The following is a 16,999-nucleotide window of genomic DNA, read 5'->3' on the forward strand; positions in this document are numbered from 1 at the left end:
TTTGTCTGGGCACGGGCAGCGCTCAAGCAAGCGCCGCTCCCTCTTATGCCTTCGCCAGCTCCGCCAGTTGCGTCATGACCACGGCCGCTCCGGCCAAGCGCTTGGCGGGCGTTGGCAGGTCGCGGGTCAGGAAGACGCTGTGGTCCTGGCGGATCTTGGCCATCGAGCCCTGCTTGGCGATGAAGCCGACCAGCGCTGCGGGGTTCGGGAACTCCCTGTGGCGGAACTGGACGACGACGCCCTTCGGGCCGGCATCCAGCTTTTCGACATGGGCGATCCGGCAGAGCGACTTGATGTAGACGATCTTCAGCAGATGTTGCACCTCGATCGGCATCGGCCCGAAGCGGTCGATCATCTCGGCGCCGAAGCCGTCGATCTCCTTGAGGTCGGTGATCTCGCCGAGGCGGCGGTAGAGGGCCATGCGCAGATGCAGATCGGGCACGTAGTCGTCCGGGATCATCACCGGCGTACCGACCGAAATCTGCGGCGACCAGCCGGTGTCCTGGATCTCGTCGACACCCTTCACCTCGGCCACGGCCTCCTCCAGCATCTGCTGGTAGAGTTCGAAGCCGACTTCCTTGATGTGACCGGACTGCTCCTCGCCAAGCAGATTGCCAGCGCCGCGGATGTCGAGGTCGTGGCTGGCGAGCTGGAAGCCGGCGCCGAGCGTGTCGAGCGACTGCAGCACCTTCAGGCGCCGCTCGGCCGTGGCCGTCAGCACCTTGTTGACCGGCAGCGTAAACAGCGCGAAGGCGCGCACCTTGGAGCGGCCGACGCGACCGCGCAGCTGATAGAGCTGCGCGAGACCGAACATGTCGGCGCGGTGGACGATCAGCGTGTTGGCGGTCGGCACGTCGAGGCCCGATTCGACAATGGTCGTCGAAAGCAGGACATCGTAGCGGCCCTCATAGAAGGCGTTCATGATGTCTTCGAGCTCGCTGGCCGGCATCTGGCCATGGGCGACGGCGACTTTCAGCTCGGGCACATCGGATTGCAGGAAGGCGTGGATATCGGCAAGGTCGGCGAGCCGCGGGCAGACATAAAAACTCTGGCCGCCGCGATAATGCTCGCGCATCAGGGTTTCGCGGATGACCAGCGAATCGAAGGGTGAGATGAAGGTGCGCACCGCCATGCGGTCGACGGGCGGCGTCTTGATCAGCGACAGTTCCCGCACGCCGGTCATGGCCAGCTGCAGGGTACGCGGGATGGGCGTCGCCGATAGGGTGAGCACGTGGACGTCGCTCTTCAGCTCCTTCAGCCGCTCCTTGTGCTTGACGCCGAAGTGCTGTTCCTCGTCGATGACCAGCAGGCCGAGATTGGCGAACTTGATGCCGTTGCCGAGCAGCGCATGGGTACCGACGACGATATCCGTCTTGCCTTCGGCGACTTCCTTCTTGGTCAGCGCCAGCTCCTTGGCACCAACCAGGCGCGAGGCCTGCTGAACGCGGATCGGCAAGCCGCGGAAGCGCTCGGAAAAGCTTTTGAAGTGCTGGCGCGCGAGCAATGTCGTCGGCACGACGATCGCCACCTGGGCGCCGTTCATCGCCGCCACGAAGGCGGCGCGCAGGGCGACTTCCGTCTTGCCGAAGCCGACGTCGCCGCACACCAGGCGATCCATCGGCCGGCCGGCGGCCAGATCGTCGCGCACCGCATCGATGGCACTGGCCTGGTCCTCGGTCTCGTCGTAGGGGAAGCGAGCCGCGAACTCGTCATAGATGCCGTCAGGGGCGATCAGCGCCGGGGCGTGGCGGGTCAGCCGTTCGGCGGCGATGCGGATCAGGCCGTCGGCCATATCCAGCAGGCGCTTCTTGAGCTTGGCCTTGCGCATTTGCCAGGCGCCGCCACCCAGCTTGTCGAGCTGCGCGTCGCTGGTCTCCGAGCCGTAGCGCGACAAGAGGTCGATATTTTCGACCGGCAGGAAAAGTTTGGCGTCGTCTGCGTAGAGCAACTCGAGGCAGGCATGCGGCGCGCCGGCGGCCTCGATGGTTCTGAGACCGATGAAGCGGCCGATGCCGTGTTCGGCGTGGACAACGATGGCGCCCTCGTCGAGGCCGGCGACCTCGGAAATGAAATTCGCGCCGCGTTTGCTGCGCTTCGAGCGGCGAACCATGCGGTCGCCGAGAATGTCCTGCTCGCCGATGACGACGAGGTTGCCGGTCTCGAAGCCGCTCTCCAGATTGAGCACGGCCGCCGCCGCCTCGCCCTTGGCCAGCGCATCGACGTCCTTCATGGCGCCGATGGTCTTGACCCGCTGCAAGCCATGCTCTGCCAGAACCTGCAGCAGGCGGTCCAGAGAACCCTCGGTCCAGGCCGTGACGAGAACCTTCCCGCCGGCCGCGCGACGATCGGCGATGTGCTTGACGACGGCATCGAAGACGTTGACGCGCTCGGCGTCGACCTGCTCGGTGGCGGTTCGGGCCCAACGCGGCCCCTGGCGGGCCTCGACGTTGACGACCCGCCTCGCCTCACCCTCGTGCTCGTTGAAGGGCGACAGGCGGATGGCGTTGAAGGCGTCGAGCGTGCCGGCGAAGATCGTGCCGTCGAGATAGAGCTGACCGGGCGCCACCGGCTTATAGGGCGTCCCCTGCGTCATCGCGCCCTTGCGCTGCTCGCCGGACTGGAGACGCGCCTCATAGTAGTCCTTGACCAGCTTCGAGCGCTCCTCCGCAGCCTCGCGCACCGTGTGATCGGTGATGAAGCGGAAGCCTTTCAGATAGTCGAAAATGGTGTCGAGCTTTTCATAGAACAGCGGTAGCCAGTGTTCCATGCCCGGATAGCGCCGACCTTCTGAGACGGCGACATAGAGCGCGTCGTCACGGGTCGCGGCACCGAAGGTGGCGAGATAATTGGTGCGGAAGCGACTGATCGTGTCCGGCGTCAGCGTCACTTCGCTCATCGGATTGAGATCGAGGGAGCGGACCTGGCCGGTGGTGCGCTGGCTTGCCGGGTCGAAGCTGCGGATGCTCTCCAGCGTATCGCCGAAGAAGTCGAGACGGACCGGCTCCTCGCTGCCGGGCACGAAGACATCGAGGATGCCGCCGCGCACGGCGTATTCACCGACTTCGCGCACGGTCGCGACCCGGTCGAAGCCGTTGCGCTCCAGGCGACCGGCAATGTCGTCCATGCGTACCTGATTGCCTGGCTTGGCCGAGAAGGCCAGGCTCTCGATGACGTCCTGTGGTGCCACCTTCTGCAGAAGGGCGTTGACGGTCACCAACACGATCGCAGCATGCGGCTTCTTGTGGTAGGCGATCAACCCGCCGAGCGCAGCCAATCGGCGCGCCGAGGTATCGGAGCTCGGAGACACGCGGTCGTAGGGCAGGCAATCCCAGGCCGGCAAAGTCAGCACCGGTATTTCCGGCGCGATGAAGCCGAGCATCTGCTCGATATCGGCCATGCGCTGACCGTCCGACAGCACATAGGCGACGGGCTCGCCGGCCCGCGCCAATTCGGCAATGATGAAGGGATCAAGGCCTGAGGGGACATTGCCGATCGTCAGCGGCACGGGCGCCGCAGCGAGCTTCTTGACGTCGAGGCCTGGAATCATTCCGCAGCCCTGCGCATGTCGGCGGTCATCTGTTCGAAGTCGGGCGCATAGGCGGCGATGCGCTCGAACAGCGGCGTCTTGAACCGCTCCGGCACGGGCAGCGTTCCGAGGATCCAACGGGCGAGATCATTGTCTTCCTCGTCCATGATGACCTCAAACTCAGCGAGTTCGACCTCCGACAAGGTCGGTAGCTCGGCGTCCGCGAACTGGCCGAACACCAGATCCATTTCCCGCAGACCGCGATGCCAGCATCGGAACAGAATTCGCTTGCGGCGTGGATCGAGGAGCGCGCTGCTCAGTGTTACGCCTGTCATCTCACACACCTTCTTGTTGCTGCGTCTCTATAAAGCATCGTTCCGAAATGTGGGAACCAGTTTTTCGGAAAAAAGGCGCCCTTCCCGATTTTTCCGGGCGCATCCGTCGATCTGTGGAAAGAACTCTTCTTGCGGCCTTGCCAAACCAGTCTCCGCCGTCGCATTTTGCCGCCATCATGCGCCCCGCCATTCTCGATCCGCTGTTTGCTTCCATCAACTCCCTGCCGGGCGTCGGGCCAAAAGTCGCCGACCTGCTCGTGAAGCTGCTTGGCCGCGAAAACCTCGACGACACGCGCGTCATCGACCTGCTGTTCCATGCGCCCTCGTCGATCGTCGACCGGCGCGAACAGCCGGGCATTGCGCGGGCACCGCAGGGGACCATCGTCACCATCACCGGTAGGGTCGACCGCCACCAACCGCCGCCGCCGCGCACGAGCCAGCCCTATCGCGTCTTCCTGCACGACGAGACCGGCGAACTCGGCCTCGTCTTCTTCCGGGGCAAGGCGCAATGGCTGGAAAAGCAGCTTCCGCTCGGAGACAACGTAACAGTCAGCGGCAAGGTCGACTGGTTCAACGGCCGCCCCTCGATGGTGCACCCCGACTATATCGTCCGCGAGAGCGAGGGCGAGACGCTGCCGTTGGTCGAGCCGGTTTACCCCCTGACGGCGGGTCTCTCCCTTCGTCTCGTACGCCGGGCGATCGAGGCGGCGCTGCCCCGCATACCGGAACTGCCGGAGTGGATCGATGCCGCCCTGGTGCCGAAACAGGGCTTTCCCGATGTCGCCACCAGCTTCCGGATGCTGCACGACCCGCGCGATGCGATGGACATCGATCCGCAAGCCCCCGCCCGTCGCCGCCTCGCCTATGACGAATTCCTTGCCGGGCAACTCTCTCTGGCGCTGGTGCGTCAGCGTCTGCGGCGGGTTCCGGGCCAGCCGGTGCGACCGACCGGTGAGATCAGCAGCAAGATCACCGCCGCCTTGCCGTTTTCGCTGACAGGCAGCCAGACGGCGGCCATCGCCGACGTCTTGAAGGACATGGCCGGCGAAGACCGCATGCTGCGCCTGCTGCAGGGCGACGTGGGTGCCGGCAAGACGATGGTGGCACTGATGGCGATCGCCGCCGTCATCGAGAATGGCGGCCAGGCGGTGCTGATGGCACCCACCGAGATCCTGGCCCGTCAGCATCACAACACGATTTCAAAATATGCCGAGATTGCAGGTATTTCTGTCGATGTCCTCACAGGGCGCACTAAGGGAAAAGAGCGCGAGGCCATCCTCGAGCGGATCGCTTCCGGCGAAGCCCAGATCGTCATCGGCACGCACGCGCTGTTTCAGGACAGCGTCGCCTACGCCAATCTCATGCTGGCCGTCGTCGATGAGCAGCACCGCTTCGGCGTCCATCAGCGGCTGCGGCTGACGGCCAAGGGCATCTCGCCGCATATGCTCGTGATGACCGCCACGCCGATCCCGAGGACGCTGGTGCTTGCCGCCTTCGGCGATATGGACGTCTCGAAGTTGACGGAAAAGCCGGCCGGCCGCAAGCCGATCCAGACCGTCACCGTCCCCACCGAGAGGGTCGGCGATATCGTCCAGCGGCTGCGGGCAGCAATTGCCGATGGCAAGAAAGCCTACTGGATCTGCCCGCTGGTCGAGGAATCGGAAGAGTCGGACCTGATGTCGGTCGAGGAGCGCTTCGAGACGCTGACGCATTTCTTCGGACCGAATGTCGGCCTGATCCACGGCCGGATGAGCGGACCGGAAAAGGATGCCGCTATGCTCGCCTTCAAGAACGGCGATACAAGGCTGCTGGTTGCCACCACGGTCGTAGAAGTCGGCGTTGACGTCCCGGATGCAACGATCATGGTGATCGAGCATGCCGAGCGCTTCGGTCTCGCGCAGCTGCACCAGCTGCGCGGCCGCGTTGGCCGCGGCGACGAGGCATCGAGCTGCATCCTTCTCTACAAGGGACCGCTCAGCGAGACCGGCCACGCGCGCCTGTCGATCATGCGTGACACGGAAGACGGCTTTCGAATTGCCGAGGAAGATCTGAAGCTGCGCGGAGAAGGCGAGCTGCTGGGCACACGGCAATCGGGTACGCCCGGTTTCCGCATCGCCAGCATAGAGGCCCATGCGGACCTTCTGGAGATCGCCCGCAAGGATGCCGCCTACCTCATCGAACGCGACGCGGATCTCACCAGCGAGCGTGGCCAGGCGGTGAGGACCCTGCTCTACCTATTCCGGCGCGATGAGGCGATCCGCTTTCTGCGCGCCGGATAGGCGCTTGCGACCGGCCGGCGCGGAGACGTCCTGAGACGGAACCGCGACCGGATATTCCGGTGTGACCAGGCCGCCGGAGATCAGCAGACGGGCGCCATCCTCGGGGCTCATGTCCAGGATGACAATTTTCTCGCGCGGCACGAAGATCAGGAAGCCGGCGGTCGGCACCGGCGTCGGCGGCAGGAAGACGCAGACCATGTCCTTGCCCATCGCATCGAACTTCGAGGCGATCTCGCCCTTGGCATCGGTCGCCACGAACACCAGCGACCAGAGACCGGGGCTTGGATATTCGATCAGGCCAACCTGCTTGAAAGAATTGCTCTTTTCCTTCAACACCGTCTCGAAGATCTGCTTCAGGCTCTTGTAGATGGTACGCACCAGCGGCACCCGGCGCACGAGCGACTCGCCGAAGTTGACGATGCTCTGCCCGATCAGGTTCTTGCCGAGAAAGCCGATGATGGTGATGAAGATCATCGCGATCAGGAGGCCGGTGCCTGGGACCGCGAAGTCCAGGTAGCTCTCGGGATCGTATCGGGTGGGAATATAGGGCTGGACCCAGCTGTCGGCCCAGTGCACGACCGACCATGTCAGCCACAGCGTGATCGCAATCGGCGCGCAGATGATCAGCCCGGTCAGGAAATTGTTGCGGATCCGCGCCGCCACCGACAATCTCATGGTCGCTTTCTGGGGAATTTCCGCCATTCGTCGTTCACGAACTCCGTTCAGCCTGCCGTCCTGTCCAGCAAAATCCCCCATTGCGGACAGGCGCAAAATTGACAGAATTCGCTGCGCCGCACAACCGGAGACTTGCTACCGAATGAGGCAGACATAGCGTTCAGGCGCGGCGAGAAAAGCCGCGCCAACGCCGATCACTCAACCGTGACCGACTTGGCCAGATTGCGTGGCTGGTCGACGTCGGTGCCCATGAAGACAGCGGTGTGGTAGGCCAGCAGCTGGATCGGCAGGGCGAAGATCATCGGTGAGATCAGTTCGTCGACGACCGGCAGCACGATGGTCGCCATCGTCGGCAGCGTCGATGCCGCCGCGCCGGCCTCATCGGTAATGAAGATGATGCGGCCGCCACGCGCTGCCACTTCCTGCATGTTGGAGATCGTCTTGTCGAAGAAGCGGTCATAGGGAGCGATGACAATGACCGGCATGTTTTCGTCGATCAGCGCGATCGGTCCATGCTTCAGTTCGCCGGCCGCATAGCCTTCGGCGTGGATGTAGGAGATTTCCTTGAGCTTCAGGGCACCTTCCATCGCCAGCGGATAGCTGGTGCCGCGACCGAGATAGAGCACATCCTTGAACTTGGAGATTTCGCGAGCCAGGCTCTCCATCTGCGGCTGGATCAGGTTGAGCACGCGGCTCATGATGCGGGGCATCTCGGCCAGATGGCGCACCAACGCGGTCTCCACATCGGCACTGATCGTGCCGCGCGCGCGCCCGGCGCCGATGGCCAGGGCCGCAAGCACGGCGAGCTGGCAGGCAAAGGCCTTGGTCGAGGCGACGCCGATCTCGGGGCCGGCCATGATCGGGAAGACGGCGTCGGATTCGCGCGCGATCGTCGATTCACGAACGTTAACAACCGCGCCGATCCTAAGTCCGTTCTCCTTGCAATAGCGGAGCGAAGCGAGCGTGTCGGCGGTCTCGCCGGATTGCGAAATGAAGAGCGCGGCCTGGCTCGGCAAGAGAGGCATTTCGCGGTAGCGGAACTCAGAGGCGACATCGATCTCGACCGGCAGGCGCGCATATCGCTCGAACCAGTATTTGCCGATCAGGCCTGCAAGAAAGGCAGTGCCGCAGGCAGAGATCGCCAGGCCGGTAATCTTGGTGAAATCGATGGCCGTAGCATTGGCATTGATCCGGTTGCTGGCGAAATCGACATAATGTCCGAGGGCGTGGGAAATGACTTCCGGCTGCTCGTAGATTTCCTTTTCCATGAAGTGCCGGTGATTGCCCTTGTCGACGACGAAAGCGGTCGCCTGGGAGATCTGGCGCGCCCGCTGCACCGGCTGCCCATCGAAGTCGAAAACGCTGGCCCCGTCGCGGGTGATGATCGCGAAATCGCCATCGACGAGATAGGCGATATCGTTGGTGAAGGGTGAAAGAGCGATGGCGTCGGAGCCGAGGAACATTTCGCCCTTGCCGAAGCCGATCGCCAGCGGCGGACCGGACCGTGCGGCCATCAGCGTGTCGGGATGGTCCTGGAACATGACGGCCAGGGCATAGGCGCCGGTCACCCGGTTCAGCATCTGCAGCATGGCCGCCCGCGGCTCCAAGCCCTCGCGGATAAACCGTGCCAGCAGGTGGGCAACGACTTCGGTATCGGTCTGCGTTGCAAAGACGGCGCCCTCGCCCTTCAGCTCCTCGCGCAATTCGGAGAAGTTCTCGATGATGCCGTTGTGGACGACCGCAACGCCCTCGACGAAATGCGGATGGGCATTGACCTCGTTCGGAATGCCGTGGGTGGCCCAGCGGGTATGGGCAATGCCGATTGTGCCGTCGAGCGGCTGGCGGTCGAGCAGGCTTTCGAGATTGAACAGCTTGCCCTCGGCCCTTCGACGCTCGAGCGCGCCGTCATGGATCGTCGCGACGCCGGCCGAATCGTAGCCGCGATATTCAAGGCGCTTCAGCGCATCGACCAGCCGGCCGGCAACACGCTTTGATCCGACAATACCGACAATACCGCACATGAAAAATCTCCATCTCAAATGTCCTTGAAATCTCTTCTAGCGACAAATGGCGGTGACTCAATCGCCGCCCCGGTCACGTTGGGTTTCCGGTCGTTACGCAAGGCGTGGGTCAGGGTTTCGCCTGCTTTGCCGCCTTGAGGGCAAGGGCTCGCTCGCGAATAGCCCTTGCACGCTCCGGCTTGATCTCCTGGCGTGCGCGGCCGAGCGCCAGAGCGTCGGCGGGCACGTCGCTGGTGATGACGCTGCCCGAAGCGACATAGGCACCGGCACCGATGCTGACCGGAGCGACCAGCGAGGAGTTGGAGCCGATGAAGCTGCCCTCGCCGATCGATGTGTGATGCTTGTTGATGCCGTCGTAGTTGCAGGTGACCGTGCCGGCGCCGATGTTGCTATCCGCACCGACGGTGGCATCGCCGATGTAAGTGAGGTGGCTGACCTTGGCACCGACGCCGATCGCCGCATTCTTCACCTCGACGAAATTGCCGACCTTGGCGCCCGCCGCCAGATCCGCACCCGGCCGAAGCCTGGCGAAGGGACCGACACTGGCGCCGGCGCTGACGCGCGCGCCCTCGACATGGGAAAAGGCGTGGATGACAGCACCGCCCTCGATCACCGCGCCGGGTCCGAACACGACATTCGGCTCGATCACGGCGTCCTGCCCGATGACGGTGTCGTAGGCCAGAAACACCGTCTCCGGCGCAATCATCGTGACGCCGGAGAGCATGAGCGCGTGGCGGCGACGCTGCTGCCAAAGGGTCTCGATGACGGCCAGTTCCGCGCGATTGTTGCAGCCGCTGAGCTCGGCCTCAGGCGCATCGACCGCGGTTACCCGGCCGCCTTGCGCCCGGGCAATCTCGACGAGGTCGGTGAGATAGTATTCGCCCTTGGCGTTGTCGTTGGTGATGCGCGAGAGAAGATCCAGCGCCTTGGCGCCATTGATCGCCATCAGCCCGCTGTTGCACCAGGTGACGGCGCGTTCCGCATCTGTGGCATCCTTTTCCTCGCGGATCGCCAGCAGCTCGCCGTCCTTGACCAGCAGCCGGCCGTATCCGGTCGGATTGGCGGTGTGGAAGCCGATGACGACGATGTCGTTCCCGGCAGCAAGACCGGCGCGGGCGGCGCGCAACGGCGCGTCGGTGATCAGCGGCACGTCGCCATAGGCGACCAGGATGTCGTCATAGCCAGCCTCGATGGCCTCCCTTGCCGCGAGCACCGCATGGCCTGTGCCCTTGCGCTCCTGCTGGACATAGGCATTCAGGCGCATGCCGTCGCGACGGGCGGCCTTGGTGACCGCCTCTGCGTCCCGCCCGACAACCAGCGCCGCGGCGTGGATGTCGGTCCTGGCAATCGCCTCCATCACATGGGCGATCAGCGGGCGCCCGGCCACCGGGTGCAGGACTTTCGACATCGACGACTTCATGCGGGTGCTATCGCCGGCGGCGAGGATGACGGCAAGGCAGGTGCGTTCCATTATGGGCTCCGGCAGAGTGATTTGGCGCGGCCTTGGCCGCCGTAGCGTCTCATAGCAGCTACAGCGAAACGGAACAAAGTGCAAAAAGCTGTTGGCAGTCAGGGCTGGCCGAGGTTTTCGAAGGCCTGCAGCACATGATCGCGGCCGTCTAGGATCACATATTCCATCGCCAGGCGGGCGGCCGCTACATCGCCGGCGCTGATCGCATCGACGATCTGCATATGGGTGACGGAAATGTTGCTGAAGCCTTCGCGTGAGGGCGGTGCGCTCATGCGGAACATGCCGACGAGCGCTGCGTCGATCAGGCTGCCCAGCGTGCGCATGAACGGATTGTGGGACATATCGGCGATCGCCATATGGAAACGCAGATCGGCGACCGCAAGACTGTCGCGCGTATGGCCCTCTGCCGCCATCTGCGTCGCCAGCAGACGCAACTCCTCGATCTCGTCCGGCTGCGCGCGCTCCGCCACCAGGCCTGCAGCGAAGGGCTCAAAAGCCAGGCGTACATCGTAGAGATGCAGCAGGAATTCCCGGTCGACGCCGCTGTCGAAGTGCCAGCTCAAAACATCGCTGTCGAACATGTTCCAGTGGATTTTCTCGGTGACCTTGGTGCCGACGCGCGCGCGCGGCACGACAAGACCCTTGGCGGCCAGCGTCTTCATGCTTTCGCGCAACACCGTGCGCGAAACCTTGAAGCGTTGCAGCAGCTCCACGTCTCCCGGCAGGATTTCGCCGACCGCAAAGGCTCCGGCAACGATCGCCTTGCCGAGATCGTCGACCACCTGCGAATGGCTGGTCCGCGACTTGCCGCTGGTATGCTCTCTCTCGATCAAACGGCTGCGCAACTCGCTCTCCCGTCAGGCATAACGCCGGTTAAGGCGCGACAGCAGGAGAAGCCCCTTTTGCAGCAGGATGAAGGCAAACAGCAGGAAGCCGATCAGGATCTTCGTCCACCAGCTGGAGAGCGTACCGTCGAAGGTGATGTAGGTCTGGATCAGGCCCTGGATCAGGATACCGATCAAGGTGCCGCCGACGAAGCCTGCGCCGCCGGTGAGCAGCGTCCCGCCGATCACAACCGCCGCAATGGCGTCGAGTTCGACACCGACGGTCGCCAGCGAATAGCCGGCCGAGGTGTAAAGCGAGAAGACGATCCCGGACAGACCCGCCAAAAAGCCGGACAGCGCATAGATCAGGATCGTCGTGCGCGCCACCGGAACGCCCATCAGCGCTGCCGTCTGAACCCCGCCACCGAGGGCATAGACATTGGCGCCAAAACGGGTGCGGTGGGCGATCATGATGCCGACGACGAACACCGCGAGCATGACGCCACCGATCAGGGTCAGACGCCCTCCGCCCGGCAGCAGCAGATAGAGCTCGTTGAGCTGGGAGTAAAAATCGTGGTTGATCGGAATGCTGTCGATCGACAGCACGAAAGCACAACCGCGCGCGAGGAACATGCCAGCCAGGGTGACGATAAAGGGCGGCATCTGCAGATAGTGGATGGTTGCCCCCATCGCTGCACCGAAAGCGCTGGTGATGACAAGGACCATGACAAAGGCGATAAGCGGGTGGATCGAGGTATCGCGCAGGACGACAGCCAGGAAGACGCCGGTAAAGGCGATCACCGAACCGATCGACAGATCGATACCACCGGACAGGATGACGAAGGTCATGCCGACGGCGGCGATGCCGAGAAAGGCGTTGTCGGTGAACAGGTTGCCGACGACGCGCGTCGACAGGATCGTTGGATATTGGACGGCGCAGAGCGCGTAGGCCAGGATGAAGATAACGATGGTGGCCAGCAACGGCAGGTACTTGGAGTTCACTTGGCGGCCTCCCTCTGGATCTCGGGCTTGGGCGCGTCAAGCTGCCGTTCGGGGCGACGGCTGAAGAAGACGCCAATGGATTTCAGCGCCGGGGATTGGATGACGAGGATGATGATGACGATCACCGCCTTGATCACCAGATTGAATTCCGGCGGAAAACCCGAGAGCAGGATGCCGGTGTTGACCGACTGAATGATCATGGCGCCCAGCAACGAGCCGACAATGCTGAACCGTCCGCCCAGCAGCGAGTTGCCGCCGACAACCACCGCGAGGATGGCATCCAGCTCCAGCCACAGGCCGGCGTTGTTGGCGTCAGCTCCCTTGATGTCGGCGGCGACGATGATGCCGGCAATCGAGGCGCATAGCCCGCTCAGCGCATAGACCGCCATCAGCAGGATCGGCGTCTGAATGCCGGACAAGGTGCTGGCACGGCGATTGATGCCGATTGCCTCGACCAGCATGCCGAGCGCTGTCCTGCGCACCAGCAGCGTGATGAGGATGCCGGCAAGGATCCAGATCACCACCGGCATTGGCAGACCTGCAACGGAGCCGCTGCCGAAGAAAATGAAGCCTTCATTGTTGAAGGTCATGATGATGCCTTCGGTGACCAACTGCGCAATACCCCGGCCCGCTACCATCAGCACCAGGGTGGCGATGATCGGCTGGATATCGAGGACGGCCACCAGAAAGCCGTTCCAGATGCCGCAGAGTAGACCTGTCCCGAGCGCAAGCACCAGGGTGTAGCCGACCGAGTTGCCGGCAACGATCGAAGACGCCGCAACGGCACCGCAGATGGCGATCACCGCGCCGACCGAGAGATCGATGCCCTTGGTGGCGATGACCAGCGTCATTCCGATCGCCAGCAGCGCGACAGGAGCGCCGCGATTGAGCACGTCAATCAAACTCCCGTACAGTCTTCCATTCTGAATTTCCAGATGAAAGAACTGCGGGAACATTATCGAATTTAATAGAAGAATGGCAGCGAGTGCAATGAGCTGCGGCGCTAACCTTAGGAGCGGCGCCCTGAACGAGGAAGTCATGCATCCTCCTTTTTGCTGGAGGTGCCGGCAATCGATTCGATGATGCGATTGGCTGAGATATCCGCCCCGGTCAGTTCCGCGATATGTTCGCGGTCCCGTAGCACAATGACGCGGGTGCTGTAGGCGACGAGTTCATCGAGTTCCGAGGAGATGACGATGAGCGACATGCCCTGTTTGCAGAGATCCTCGATCAGATGGATGATTTCCGCATGGGCGCCGACGTCGATGCCGCGGGTCGGCTCGTCGAGAATGAGGAAACTCGGATTGGTCGCCAGCCAGCGTGCGAGAATGGCCTTCTGCTGATTGCCACCAGACAACAGCCGGATCGGTTTTTCGCGATCGGTGGTGCGAATGTCGAGGGCCTTGATATAGCGGTCGGCAATGCTGTTTTGTTCGCTGCGGGACAAAGGCCGCGCCCAGCCACGCCGCGCCTGCAAGGCGACAACGATGTTCTCGCGTATGGAGAGATCGCCGATGATGCCGTCTGTCTTGCGATCTTCCGGGCAGAAGCCAAACCCGCCCTTAATGGCGGCCCGTGGGCTGGATAGCGCCAGAGGCTGGCCGTCGACGGTGGCCTCGCCGCTGTCGGCATGCTCGACGCCGAAAAGCACTTCAGCCGTTTCGGTGCGGCCCGAGCCCAGCAGCCCGGCAACGCCAACCACTTCACCGGCCCGCACATCGAGGTTGAAAGGCTTGATCTTGCCGCGCTTGCCGAAATTCTGGAACCGGTACTTGACCGGGCCGGCCGTATCCTGGGTCTGCCGTTCTTCGGCCTCTACGGCCGCAAGTTCGCGACCGAGCATCATCTCGATCAACCCCTGCCGCTCCAGCCCCGCGCGGTCGCGCGTGCCGACCAGCTTGCCGTTGCGCAAGACGGTGATCCGGTCGCTGATCTCGAACACCTGTTCGAGGAAATGCGTAATGAAAATAATACCTAGGCCGCGCTTCTTCAAGTCGCGGATGATGCCGAACAGCATCGCAACTTCCTGGGTATCGAGGCTTGCGGTGGGTTCGTCGAGAATAAGAACCTTGCCCGACAGATCGACGGCGCGGGCGATTGCAATCACCTGCTGGATGGCGACGGAGAACCGGTCCAACTGACGGCCGACATCGATATCCATGCCATATTGCGCGAGCAGCGCGCGCGCCTGCGCATTCATCTTGCGCGTGCTGACAAGGCCGAACTGTCGAGGCTGGCGCCCGAGAAACAGGTTTTCTGCAACGCTCAGATTCGGAAGGAGGTTCACTTCCTGATAGACGGTGCCGATTCCGAGCTTCTGGGCGGCCAGCGTGTCGTGCGGGTTGATCTCCGCGCCATCGAGTACGAGCGTGCCGGCATCGGGACGGTAGGCGCCGGTCATGCATTTGATGAGCGTCGATTTCCCTGCGCCATTTTCGCCGAGCAGCGCATGGACTTCGCCGCGCCGCAGGCTGAAATTGACGTGGTCCAGAGCCGTCGAGCCAGGGAAATATTTGCAGAAATCGGAGGCCGCGAGAATGTTCTCGAAATCGTGAGCCATAAAGGGATCTGTTTCCTGATATTGGGCATTCAGGCGGCGGCGTCGGACATGACGTCCGGGCATAGCCGCGGCCGCGCCGCACCGGCCCATGACGGGCCGGTGCGGTATGATCAATCAGATCAGTAGCCGAGGCCCTTCTTGGCTTCGTAGACCTTCTGCGGATCGTCAGACTGCGTGTAGAGCTTGGATTCGGTCTGGATCCACTTCGGTGGCTCCTTCTTGTCCTTCAGGTATGCGTCGAGCGCATCGAAGGCAGGACCGGCCATGTTCGGCGTCAGTTCGACGGTCGCATTGGCTTCGCCTGCTGCCATCGCCTTGAAGAGATCCGGCACGGCATCGATCGAGATGGTGAGGATGTCCTTGCCTGGCTTCAGGCCGGCTTCCTTGATTGCCTGGATAGCGCCGACAGCCATGTCGTCGTTATGAGCGTAGACGGCGCAGATGTCCTTGCCGCCGTTCTGGGCCTTCAGGAAGCTTTCCATGACTTCCTTGCCCTTGGAACGGGTGAAGTCGCCAGTCTGGCTGCGCACGATCTTGAAGTTGTCGTGACCGGTGATGGCCTGCTCGAAGCCCTTCTTGCGAGCGATTGCCGGGGACGAACCGGTGGTGCCCTGGAGCTCGACGATGTCGCACTTCTTGGTGCCGACCGTCTTCACCAGCCAGTCGCCGGCAACCTTGCCTTCATGAACCTGGTCGGAGGTCACGGCGGTCAGGTACAGGTCCTTCGGCGCGTCGATATCGCGGTCAAGCAGGATGACCGGAATCTTGGCTTCCTTGGCTTCCTTCAGGACAGAGTCCCAGCCGGTTGCGACGATCGGGGCGATCAGGATGGCGTCGACGCCCTGGGCGATGAACGAGCGGATAGCCTTGATCTGGTTTTCCTGCTTCTGCTGGGCGTCCGCAAACTTCAGGTCGATGCCGCGCTTCTTGGCTTCGTTCTTGGTAAGCGTCGTCTCGGCGGCGCGCCAGCCAGATTCGGAACCGATCTGCGAGAAGCCGACAACAAGCGGCTTGGCATAGGCCGAATGAAACATGCAGGCAGCCAGAATCGTTGCACTCGCGAGTGCGGTCTTCAATTTCATGATGTCCTCCCATTGGGCCGCCTCCACGCGGCCGAGGTCAAAAAATCATATAGTAATACTTTTGTAAATGCGGATTGTGTGACGCACTGCAACAAAAAGGGCGCCAAATTGGCGCCCTCCCTCACATCGTCAAAAGCGACTGATCATTTCGGCAGCTTGTCGTCGATGCCTTCGACGTAGAAGTTCATGCCGAGCAGCGTGCCGTCATCGGCCTTCTCGCCAGCCTTCAGCCAGGGCGTACCATCCTGCTTGTTGATCGGACCGGTAAAGGGTGCAAGCTCGCCGGACTTGATCTTGGCTTCGGTGTCCTCAGCCATCTTCTTCACGTCGTCAGGCATGTTGGTGAAGGGGGCCATGGTGAGATTGCCGGCCGCAAGTCCGTCGAAGGACTGCTCGGACTTCCAGGTGCCGTCCATCACCGCCTTGACGCGCTTGATGTAGTAAGGGCCCCAGGTGTCCTCGATCGCCGTCAGCTGGACCTTGGGGCCAGCCTTGATCATGTCCGAGGACTGACCGAAGGCATAGACGCCACGCTGTTCGGCAACCTGCATCGGTGCCGTCGTGTCGGTGTGCTGCGTCAGGACGTCGACACCCTGGTCGATCAGCGCCTTGGCGGCATCGGCTTCCTTGCCTGGGTCGAACCAGGTGTTGATCCAGATGACCTTCATCTTGAAGTTCGGGTTGACCGACTTGGCGCCCTGCTCGAAGGCGTTGATGCCCATGACCACTTCCGGAACCGGGAAGGTGGCGATGTAGCCAGCGATACCCTTCTTCGACATCTTGCCGGCGATCTGGCCGTTGATGTAGCGGCCTTCGTAGAAGCGCGAGTTGTAGGTGGCGAGGTTGTCGGAGGCCTTGAAGCCGGTCGCATGCTCGAACTTGACCTTCGGGAACTTTTTGGCGACGGCAACCGTCGAATCCATGAAGCCGAAGGATGTCGTGAAGACGATCGAGCAACCGGAACGGGCCATACGCTCGATGGCGCGCTCGGAATCCGGGCCTTCAGCGACGTTTTCGAGGAACGCTGTTTCAACCTTGCCGCCGAATTCCTTTTCCACCGCAAGACGACCCATGTCGTGCGCCTGCGACCAGCCGCCGTCGGTGTGCGAGCCGACATAGATGAAACACGCCTTGGTCTTGCCCGCCGCTTCGGCTGATGCGCCGAAGCTGACGATCATGGCTGCTGTCGCAGCAAGAGCAATTGCTATTTTATTCATAGGAACC

Annotated in this window: 12 protein-coding genes; 1 reads left to right on the plus strand and 11 read right to left on the minus strand. The window is 62.7% G+C overall.

Annotation, left to right across the window (positions count from 1 at the left end; genetic code table 11):
* Positions 1-43 precede the first annotated feature (43 nt).
* Both mfd and VH564_RS19250 read right to left on the minus strand, forming a co-directional pair.
* Positions 44-3,547: a transcription-repair coupling factor gene (gene mfd, locus VH564_RS19245; protein ID WP_423341477.1), complete on the minus strand. Its 3,504-nt coding sequence runs from the start codon at positions 3,545-3,547 to the stop codon at positions 44-46.
* The gene (locus tag VH564_RS19250; RefSeq protein ID WP_423341478.1) at positions 3,544-3,861 is read right to left on the minus strand and encodes a succinate dehydrogenase assembly factor 2; all 318 of its coding nucleotides are present in this window, start codon (positions 3,859-3,861) and stop codon (positions 3,544-3,546) included. The genes mfd and VH564_RS19250 overlap by 4 nt, the downstream gene beginning before the upstream one ends.
* Before the next feature lie 176 nt (positions 3,862-4,037).
* On the opposite strand from VH564_RS19250, the gene recG reads away from it, so the two are divergent.
* Positions 4,038-6,140: an ATP-dependent DNA helicase RecG gene (gene recG, locus VH564_RS19255; RefSeq protein WP_423341605.1), complete on the plus strand. Its 2,103-nt coding sequence runs from the start codon at positions 4,038-4,040 to the stop codon at positions 6,138-6,140.
* On the opposite strand, the gene VH564_RS19260 is transcribed toward recG, so the two are convergent.
* The 9 genes from VH564_RS19260 to VH564_RS19300 all read right to left on the minus strand — a co-directional run bounded on the left by VH564_RS19260 (position 6,096) and on the right by VH564_RS19300 (position 16,992).
* Complete coding sequence (locus VH564_RS19260) at positions 6,096-6,815, minus strand: DUF502 domain-containing protein (RefSeq protein WP_423341479.1); 720 nt, start codon at positions 6,813-6,815, stop codon at positions 6,096-6,098. The two genes, recG and VH564_RS19260, sit on opposite strands and share 45 nt — an antisense overlap.
* 194 nt (positions 6,816-7,009) lie before the next feature.
* Complete coding sequence (glmS, locus tag VH564_RS19265; RefSeq protein ID WP_423341480.1) at positions 7,010-8,836, minus strand: glutamine--fructose-6-phosphate transaminase (isomerizing); 1,827 nt, start codon at positions 8,834-8,836, stop codon at positions 7,010-7,012.
* Between the two features lie 109 nt (positions 8,837-8,945).
* Positions 8,946-10,307, minus strand: coding sequence for a bifunctional UDP-N-acetylglucosamine diphosphorylase/glucosamine-1-phosphate N-acetyltransferase GlmU (gene glmU / locus VH564_RS19270; RefSeq protein ID WP_423341481.1), 1,362 nt, complete (start codon positions 10,305-10,307; stop codon positions 8,946-8,948).
* A gap of 98 nt (positions 10,308-10,405) precedes the next feature.
* On the minus strand, positions 10,406-11,152 hold the full coding sequence (locus VH564_RS19275; protein WP_423341482.1) for a FadR/GntR family transcriptional regulator: 747 nt from the start codon (positions 11,150-11,152) through the stop codon (positions 10,406-10,408).
* 12 nt (positions 11,153-11,164) lie between these two features.
* Positions 11,165-12,133, minus strand: a complete 969-nt coding sequence (gene yjfF, locus VH564_RS19280; protein WP_423341483.1) for a galactofuranose ABC transporter, permease protein YjfF — start codon at positions 12,131-12,133, stop codon at positions 11,165-11,167.
* Complete coding sequence (locus VH564_RS19285; protein WP_423341484.1) at positions 12,130-13,173, minus strand: ABC transporter permease; 1,044 nt, start codon at positions 13,171-13,173, stop codon at positions 12,130-12,132. Before VH564_RS19285 ends, yjfF begins: the two co-directional genes overlap by 4 nt.
* Positions 13,170-14,693, minus strand: coding sequence for a galactofuranose ABC transporter, ATP-binding protein YtfR (gene ytfR, locus VH564_RS19290; protein ID WP_423341485.1), 1,524 nt, complete (start codon positions 14,691-14,693; stop codon positions 13,170-13,172). Before ytfR ends, VH564_RS19285 begins: the two co-directional genes overlap by 4 nt.
* 119 nt (positions 14,694-14,812) lie before the next feature.
* Complete coding sequence (gene ytfQ, locus VH564_RS19295; protein WP_423341486.1) at positions 14,813-15,775, minus strand: galactofuranose ABC transporter, galactofuranose-binding protein YtfQ; 963 nt, start codon at positions 15,773-15,775, stop codon at positions 14,813-14,815.
* Positions 15,776-15,918: 143 nt separating this feature from the next.
* Positions 15,919-16,992, minus strand: coding sequence for a BMP family ABC transporter substrate-binding protein (locus tag VH564_RS19300; protein ID WP_423341487.1), 1,074 nt, complete (start codon positions 16,990-16,992; stop codon positions 15,919-15,921).
* Between the last annotated feature and the right edge of the window lie 7 nt (positions 16,993-16,999).

This window comes from Rhizobium sp. HT1-10 (assembly GCF_049472505.1).
Taxonomy (GTDB): domain Bacteria; phylum Pseudomonadota; class Alphaproteobacteria; order Rhizobiales; family Rhizobiaceae; genus Rhizobium.

Bases quoted from the DNA above. Each gene is read 5' to 3' on its own strand.
- VH564_RS19285 (WP_423341484.1), bottom strand. From the start codon at position 13,173: ATGACTTCCTCGTTCAGGGCGCCGCTCCTAAGGTTAGCGCCGCAGCTC.
- VH564_RS19300 (WP_423341487.1), bottom strand. From the start codon at position 16,992: ATGAATAAAATAGCAATTGCTCTTGCTGCGACAGCAGCCATGATCGTC.
- VH564_RS19260 (WP_423341479.1), bottom strand. From the start codon at position 6,815: ATGAGATTGTCGGTGGCGGCGCGGATCCGCAACAATTTCCTGACCGGG.
- mfd (WP_423341477.1), bottom strand. From the start codon at position 3,547: ATGATTCCAGGCCTCGACGTCAAGAAGCTCGCTGCGGCGCCCGTGCCG.
- ytfR (WP_423341485.1), bottom strand. From the start codon at position 14,693: ATGGCTCACGATTTCGAGAACATTCTCGCGGCCTCCGATTTCTGCAAA.
- recG (WP_423341605.1), top strand. From the start codon at position 4,038: ATGCGCCCCGCCATTCTCGATCCGCTGTTTGCTTCCATCAACTCCCTG.
- glmU (WP_423341481.1), bottom strand. From the start codon at position 10,307: ATGGAACGCACCTGCCTTGCCGTCATCCTCGCCGCCGGCGATAGCACC.
- glmS (WP_423341480.1), bottom strand. From the start codon at position 8,836: ATGTGCGGTATTGTCGGTATTGTCGGATCAAAGCGTGTTGCCGGCCGG.
- ytfQ (WP_423341486.1), bottom strand. From the start codon at position 15,775: ATGAAATTGAAGACCGCACTCGCGAGTGCAACGATTCTGGCTGCCTGC.
- VH564_RS19250 (WP_423341478.1), bottom strand. From the start codon at position 3,861: ATGACAGGCGTAACACTGAGCAGCGCGCTCCTCGATCCACGCCGCAAG.